This is a genomic window from [Mycobacterium] manitobense (assembly GCF_025821665.1).
GTDB classification, from domain to species: Bacteria; Actinomycetota; Actinomycetes; order Mycobacteriales; family Mycobacteriaceae; genus Mycobacterium; species Mycobacterium arseniciresistens.
In genome coordinates this window covers 1-6,984 of sequence record NZ_JACKSJ010000114.1, presented here as the reverse complement: position 1 = coordinate 6,984, position 6,984 = coordinate 1, and the positions used below count along the sequence as shown (strand labels likewise).

Below are 6,984 nucleotides of genomic sequence, written 5' to 3'. Positions count from 1 at the left end.
GTGGCGCCACCGCCTCCGCCGCCGCCACCGGCCCCCAGCGAGGCGCCGCCGCCTCCGCCCACCACCACGACGCCCGCGGGTCCGCGACAGGTCACCTACTCGGTCACCGGCACCAAGGCCCCCGGCGACATCATCTCGATCACCTACATCGACGCCGCGGGGCGGAGTCGCACGCTGCGCAACGTCTACATCCCCTGGTCGTTCACGGTGACACCGATCTCGCAGTCGGAGGTGGGCTCGGTGCAGGCGTCGAGCCTGCTGCTGCTCAGCAGACTCAACTGCTCGATCACCACCAGCGACGGGCAGGTGCTGTCCTCCAACTCCGGTAATTCACCCCAGACGAGCTGCTGATGACATACGCCGACATCGACCCGCGCCGCGACACCGGGTCCACCGACAACCTGGACCGGATCCTGTTCGCGGCGTGCGCCGTGATCTGGCTGATCGCGCTCGGCACCGCGGTGGCCGCCACCGTCGCCCTGGTCGATCTCGGTCGCACACAACAGCCTTCGGGCGACGGGTCGGGGACCCCGTGGCTGCTCTACACGGTGATCGTGATCTCCGCGCTCGTGATCATCGCCGCGATCCCGCTGCTGCTGCGGGCCCGCCGCACCGCGCTCGACGGCCCGGCGCCGGCTCCGGCACGGCCGCGCCGGGTCGAGGACAGCCGCGCCGCTCCCGCCGTCCCGCCCCGCGGTATCGAGACCCCCACCGGGAAGCTGCGGATGTTCGGGCCGCCTCCGGACCCCGCCGTCCGTACGCCCGGCTACGTGTCCGCCGTGGCGCCGCACCGGCAAGAGCCCGGGTTCCCCGCCGCCGCCGTCGACCAGGTGTACCTGCGCTTCGCGCTGACGGTCGCGTGTGCCCTCGGTGTGGCGAGCGCCGCGATCGGCGCCGCCACCTATCTGATGGCCTCCGACAGCGACACCCTGGCCTGGGTGAGCTACGGCATCGCGGGCCTCGTGACGCTCGCCTCGCCGGTGATCCCGGTGTACTACCTGCGCGAACTGCGCGGCCTGCTCAACACCCGCTGATCGACGGGTCTCCGGGTCGGGTTCGACCCTGGCCGCCGTCAGCACCGACCCCCGACAGCACTGAGCCCGGCCGCCTCGACATCCGGCGACCGGGCTCAGTGCTTGTCGTGTTGGTCAGGACACCTCAGTGGTGGCCGTTGGTGTGCCCGTTGGACGAACCGTTGGCGTGACCATTGCTGTGACCGTTGGCGTGACCGTTGGTCGAGCCATTGCGGTCCTGGTGCTCCTTGAGTGCCGTGAGCGACTTGCGCTCCGAGGCGTGCGCCGCTTCGGTGAGCGCCTCGTTCTCGACCGTGGGGTCGGCACGCAGGAAGCTGCCACTGCCGGGGGAACCGGCCAGGCCCAGCTTGTTCATCCGCTTGGGCAGCGCGGCGCCCTGGTACTCCAGCGGCAGGGGATGGCCGTGGTCGTCGACCGGCCCCAGCGGCTGGTGCAGCTCGATGTAGGCACCGTGCGGCAGGCGTTTGATGATGCCCGTCTCGATGCCGTGCTCGAGCACCTCGCGGTCGCTGCGCTGCAGCGCGATCGCCCACCTGTAGGTGATGTAGTAGACGATCACCGGCAGGATCACCAGGCCGATACGGGCGATCCACGTCGTCGCGTTGAGCGAGATGTGGAACTTCAGCGCGATGATGTCGTTCATGCAGGCGAAGGTCAGCAGGATGTAGATCGAGATGGCCATCGCACCCAGCGCGGTGCGGACCGGCGCGTCCCGCGGCCGCTGCAGCAGGTTGTGGTGGGCGTTGTCACCGGAGAACTTCCGCTCCAGGAACGGGTAGACCGACAGCAGGCCGAACACCGCACCCATCAGGACGGCGACCCAGACACCCTGCGGGATGGTGTAGTTGCCGATGTAGAACTCCCACGCCGGCCAGATACGGATCAGGCCGTCGGTCCACATCATGTAGAAGTCCGGCTGGCTGCCCGCCGACACCTGGGACGGTTTGTACGGCCCCAGTTGCCAGATCGGGTTGATCTGCAGCAGACCGCCCATCAGGCCGAGGATGCCGACGGTCACGGCGAAGAACGCGCCGGACTTCACCGCGAAGACCGGCATGACCCGCACGCCGACCACGTTGGTCTCGGTGCGGCCGGGGCCGGGGAACTGGGTGTGCTTCTGGAACCAGACCAGGGCCAGGTGCACGCCGATCAGCGCCAAGATGATGCCGGGGATCAGCAGGATGTGCAGCGCATACAGCCGGGGGATCAGGATGTCGCCGGGGAAGTCGCCGCCGAACAGCGCCCAGTGCATCCAGGTGCCGACCACCGGGATGCCCATCGTGATGCCCGACAGCGCGGCGCGGATGCCGGTGCCCGACAGCAGGTCATCGGGCAGCGAGTAACCGAAGAAGCCCTCGAACATCGCCAGGATCAGCAGCAGGCTGCCGATCACCCAGTTCGCCTCGCGGGGCCTGCGGAACGCGCCGGTGAAGAAGATGCGGGCCAGGTGCACCATGATCGACGCGGCGAACAGCAGTGCCGCCCAGTGGTGGACCTGACGGACGAAGAGACCGCCGCGGATCTCGAATGTGATGTCAAGGGCGGTCTCGTACGCACGCGACATCCCCACACCGCGCAGCGGCTGGTAGACGCCGTCGTAGGTGACGTGTGCCATCGACGGGTCGAAGAACAGCGTCAGCCAGACACCGGTCAGCAGCAGGACGAGGAAGCTGTACAGCGCGATCTCGCCGAGCAGGAACGACCAGTGGGTGGGGAAGACCTTGTTCAGCTGCCGCCGCACCGCCGCGGACGGGTGGTAACGCGAGTCGATCGCATCACCCTGCGCCGCGAGTTTTGAACTCATGCCTTTGTCCTCCGTTCCCAGAAGGCCGGCCCGACTGGCTCGATGAAGTCGCCGTTGGCGACGAGATAGCCGTCCTGGTCAATGGTGATGGGCAGCTGCGCCAGGGCACGCGCGGCGGGGCCGAAGATCGGCTTCGCGAAGTGCAGGGCGTCGAACTGCGACTGGTGGCACGGGCAAAGGATGCGGTTCGTCTGCTGCTCGTAGAGCGAGGCCGGGCATCCCAGGTGCGAGCACACCTTGGTGTAGGCGAAGAACTCACCGAAGTTGAAGCTCTCCTGGTTCTTGCGCTTGACCACCTTGGCCATGTCGCCGGGCCGCAGCCGGATCAGCATGACGGGGTTGCGCACACCCATCGAGATCTCGACGAGGTGGTGCTCGGACTCGACCGTGGTGCCGTCACCATCGGACTCGCGCCACGGGTAGACGGTCTCCATGCCGCCGGCGTCGAGGTCCTCGGGCCGCATCTTGACGAACGGGGAGGAGCCGACCTCGCCGGTCGCCCGCGCCAGGAAGATGGTCTCGCCCTGGAAACGCGGGGTCCAACCGGAGGTCCACAGCACGGCCTTCATGCCATCTGCGGTGGGCACCACCGGCTTCCACGGGTTCTTGATCAGGCCGCCGAGGAATGCCACCAGGGTGCCGAGCCCGAAGGCGCCCATGCCGACGCCAAGCGACATCACGATCAGCTTGCGGCGCTTGATCGTCGAGCCCTCGAGCGCGTCGGTCAGGTTGGCCGCGGCGGTCTTGCGCTGAATCTCGGCGGAGCGCCCGTCGTGGCGCTGCTGGATGGAGATCTCCTCCGGGATGAACTTCTTCTGGAAGAGCACCGCGCCGACGCCGATGGCCAGCACCGACAGTCCGAACGTGAGGCCGTAGAGCGGGGTGGCCAGCGAGTACACGAACTCGCCCGCCGACCCGTAGGGCTGGTACTCCCACGGCCAGAAGAGGAAGACCACCAGCAGTGCCAGGCCCGAGACACCGCCCAGCAGAAGCCAGTTCGCGACGGTGCGCTCGGCACGCTTCTCGGCCCGGGTGCCCGGAACCGGCCAGCGCGGCTCCTTGTAGATGGTCTCGACGCCGTCCAGGCGACCACCGAGCTCGACGAGTTCCTCGCGGGTCATCTCGGCGAGTTCGGCGTCGGTGGGCTGGCCGGGCACACCGGCGTGGCCGGGGGCGTCGGTGCCCTTGGGGGTGTCGTCGGGATCGCCGTCGCGGCGGGGATCGCCGTCGGCTCCGCGCTCGGTCATGCCCGTGCTCCGATCCAGAGGGCCGCAGCGATGACGGCCACCATGCCGATGATCCAGGCCGCCATGCCCTCCGGCGCGGGGCCGAAGCCGCCGAGGCCGTAGCCGCCCGGGCTCGGCGTCTCGGCCGACTCCCGGACGTAGGCGACGATGTCGCGCTTCTCTTCCGGCGAGAGCTGGCGGTCGGAGAACTTGGGCATGTTCTGCGGGCCGGACAGCATCGCCGTGTAGATCTGCGATTCGGTGGCGTCACCCAGGTCGGGGGCGTACTTGCCCGACGACAGGGCGCCGCCCTTGCCGGTGAAGTTGTGGCAGGACGCGCAGTTGAGCCGGAACAGGTCACCGCCGCGGGCGACGTCGTCGCCGATCAGGGACTGGGAGGCGATCTGGCCGTTCTCGTCGCGGGGCACCACGGGGCCACCGCCGGTGGCCTGCACGTAGGCGCCCAGCGCGTCGATCTGCTGCTCGTCGAAGTTCGGCGGCTTGTCCGGGGCCTGCGCCTCGCCGCGCATCGCCGGCATACGGCCCGTCGAGACCTGGAAGTAGACCGCCGCCTCACCGGTGCCGATCAGGCTGGGCCCGCGGTCGGCCACACCCTGCAGGTTGGCGCCGTGGCAGCTCACGCACGAGGTGTCGAAGAGCTGCTTGCCGGTGCGCAGGAGTGCCGACTGCGACTCGTCGGCGACCGCCACCTGCGGCGTCGGAGTCAGCGTCGCGGCGACGCCACCGGCGACGCCGAGTCCGGTCAGCAGCAGCAGTGCTGCCGACAGACGCCGTCGCAACCGGCGGCGGGACTTGGTGGTCATCGAACCCCTTCTCATCGGCGCAGGACGCGAGCTCTCGCTCATCGGACGAAGTAGATGACGGCGAACAGGGCGATCCACACGATGTCGACGAAGTGCCAGTAGTACGACACGACGATCGCCGCGGTGGCCTGCGCCGGGGTGAACTTGCTCATCGTGGTGCGGGCGAGCAGGAAGACGAAGGCGACCAGGCCGCCGATGACGTGCAGCCCGTGGAAGCCGGTGGCCAGGTAGAACACCGTGCCGTAGGCGCTGCCCGGGATCGTGGTGCCCTCGTGGACCAGGTGCATGTACTCGTAGCCCTGTCCGAGGACGAAGAACAGGCCCATCGCGAAGGTCAGCAGGTACCACCGCCGCAGCCCGAACACGTCGCCGCGCTCGGCGGCGAAGACGCCCATCTGGCAGGTGAACGACGAGGCGATCAGGACCAGCGTCACGGGCACCGCGAGCATCAGGTTCAGCTCGGTGGGCTCCGGCGGCCAGTCGCCACCCGCCTGCGCGCGCGCAGTGAAGTACATCGCGAACAGGCCAGCAAAGAACATCAGTTCGCTGGACAGCCAGACGATGGTGCCGACACTGACCATGTTCGGCCGATTCAGCGAATGCACGCGGGAGGTGATGGCGGTTCCCGAGGTGCCCACAGCGCTCGTCACACATGAAGTATGACGCTTTGTAGTTGTTGAACTCCACCCGGGTCGAGCAATTCGTCATAATCTCGGGGTGGTCAATCCCGAGCCGTCTTCGCGTCCGTCGTCCCCCGCATCCGCCGGTGCGCCAACGTGGCCGCAGGTCCTGGGCCGCTTGACCACCGGTCAGGCCCTTCCGTCGGGCCACGCCGCCTGGGCGATGGACCAGATCATGACGGGCGCCGCGACTCCGGCGCAGATCGCCGGCTTCGGCGTGTCGATGAAGATGAAGCGTCCCACGTCGGCCGAGGTGACCGAGTTGGCGGACACCATGCTCAAGCACGCGCGGCGGGTGCCCACCGACGAGATCGGCACCGACAGCGTCGATGTGGTGGGCACCGGGGGAGACGGGTCCAACACGGTGAACCTGTCCACCATGGCCGCGATCGTCGTGGCGGCCAGCGGCGTCCCGGTGATCAAGCACGGCAACCGTGCCGCGTCGTCGCTGTCCGGTGGGGCGGACACGCTCGAGGCGCTCGGGGTGCGCATCGACCTCGGGCCCGACGAGGTCGCACGCAGCGTCGCCGAGGTCGGCATCGGGTTTGCCTTCGCGCCGCAGTTCCACCCGTCTTACCGGCACGCTTCGGTGGTGCGTCGCGAGATCGGCGTTCCTACGGTGTTCAATCTGCTTGGCCCACTGACGAATCCGGCCGGCCCGCGGGCGGGCCTGATCGGCTGCGCATGGGCCGATCTGGCGGAGGTGATGGCCGGGGTGTTCGCCACGCGGCGCTCCAGCGTGCTGGTGGTGCACGGCGACGACGGCCTCGACGAGCTGACCACGACGACCACGAGCACCATCTGGCGCGTGCAGGCCGGCATGGTGGAGCGGCTCACCTTCGACCCGATGGCCTTCGGGTTCAAACGCGCGGAGCTCTCCGAGCTCGTCGGCGGGGACGCCGAGGCGAACGCCGCCTCGGTGCGGTCGGTGCTGGCCGGCGCCACCGGCCCGGTGCGCGACGCGGTGGTGCTCAACGCCGCGGGCGCGATGGTGGCGCACGCCGGCCTAGCCAGCGACGCCAAGTGGGTGCCCGCCTGGGAGACGGGTCTGGCGCGCGCCTGCGAGGCCATCGACTCCGGGGCGGCCGAACAGCTGCTCGCGCGTTGGGTGCGGTTCACTCAGCAGCTCTGAGCCGTCGAGGGCCTGTTCGGCCGCGATCCGGGCCGAACGCGCCGACGCGGCCCACTCCGCCCACCGGCCGGCGGACCCGGCAGTCGACGCCCACCCCGGATCGCAGCGCACGATGCGCACGCCGGGCTGGGTCAGCCAGCGGGCGATCAGGGCGGTCTCCTCGACCAGTGCACCGCCCAACGGGGCCGCGGCGGGCAGCACCACCTGGGCGGCGGCGCCCAGGGCCTCCACGACGGGCATGGGCGGCACTCCGGGCCCCGCGCAGCCCGCTGCCGCCCGCTGCC

7 protein-coding genes are annotated in these 6,984 nt (G+C 69.5%); 3 read left to right on the top strand and 4 right to left on the bottom strand.

Features of this window, described 5'->3' with window-relative positions; genetic code table 11:
• A partial coding sequence (locus H7I41_RS14300) for an MmpS family transport accessory protein (RefSeq protein WP_264013256.1) occupies window positions 1-351 on the top strand: 351 nt, incomplete at its 5' end.
• A complete protein-coding gene (locus H7I41_RS14295; RefSeq protein WP_264013255.1) occupies window positions 351-1,034 on the top strand; it encodes a DUF2561 family protein in 684 nt (227 codons plus the stop codon). The genes H7I41_RS14300 and H7I41_RS14295, both read left to right, overlap by 1 nt.
• 124 nt (window positions 1,035-1,158) lie before the next feature.
• Here H7I41_RS14295 and qcrB read toward each other — a convergent pair whose 3' ends face one another.
• Genes qcrB through ctaE form a run of 4 tightly spaced genes read right to left on the bottom strand, consistent with a single transcriptional unit; the run spans window position 1,159 to window position 5,538 of the window.
• Window positions 1,159-2,838, bottom strand: coding sequence for a cytochrome bc1 complex cytochrome b subunit (gene qcrB / locus H7I41_RS14290; RefSeq protein WP_264013254.1), 1,680 nt, complete (start codon window positions 2,836-2,838; stop codon window positions 1,159-1,161).
• On the bottom strand, window positions 2,835-4,085 hold the full coding sequence (gene qcrA / locus H7I41_RS14285; protein WP_264013253.1) for a cytochrome bc1 complex Rieske iron-sulfur subunit: 1,251 nt from the start codon (window positions 4,083-4,085) through the stop codon (window positions 2,835-2,837). Before qcrA ends, qcrB begins: the two co-directional genes overlap by 4 nt.
• Window positions 4,082-4,888, bottom strand: coding sequence for a cytochrome bc1 complex diheme cytochrome c subunit (gene qcrC / locus H7I41_RS14280; RefSeq protein ID WP_302471754.1), 807 nt, complete (start codon window positions 4,886-4,888; stop codon window positions 4,082-4,084). The genes qcrA and qcrC overlap by 4 nt, the downstream gene beginning before the upstream one ends.
• Window positions 4,889-4,926: 38 nt before the next feature.
• A complete protein-coding gene (gene ctaE, locus H7I41_RS14275; protein WP_264013252.1) occupies window positions 4,927-5,538 on the bottom strand; it encodes an aa3-type cytochrome oxidase subunit III in 612 nt (203 codons plus the stop codon).
• Window positions 5,539-5,605: 67 nt separating this feature from the next.
• Here ctaE and trpD point away from each other — a divergent pair, with 67 nt between their 5' ends.
• Window positions 5,606-6,700 carry an anthranilate phosphoribosyltransferase gene (gene trpD, locus H7I41_RS14270; protein ID WP_264013251.1) on the top strand — a complete coding sequence of 365 codons (1,095 nt, stop codon included), beginning with the start codon at window positions 5,606-5,608 and terminating at the stop codon, window positions 6,698-6,700.
• The last annotated feature ends 284 nt before the right edge of the window (window positions 6,701-6,984 follow it).

Coding starts and splice junctions, on each gene's coding strand:
- H7I41_RS14295 (WP_264013255.1), top strand. CDS start 351: ATGACATACGCCGACATCGACCCGCGCCGCGACACCGGGTCCACCGAC.
- qcrB (WP_264013254.1), bottom strand. CDS start 2,838: ATGAGTTCAAAACTCGCGGCGCAGGGTGATGCGATCGACTCGCGTTAC.
- qcrA (WP_264013253.1), bottom strand. CDS start 4,085: ATGACCGAGCGCGGAGCCGACGGCGATCCCCGCCGCGACGGCGATCCC.
- qcrC (WP_302471754.1), bottom strand. CDS start 4,888: ATGACCACCAAGTCCCGCCGCCGGTTGCGACGGCGTCTGTCGGCAGCA.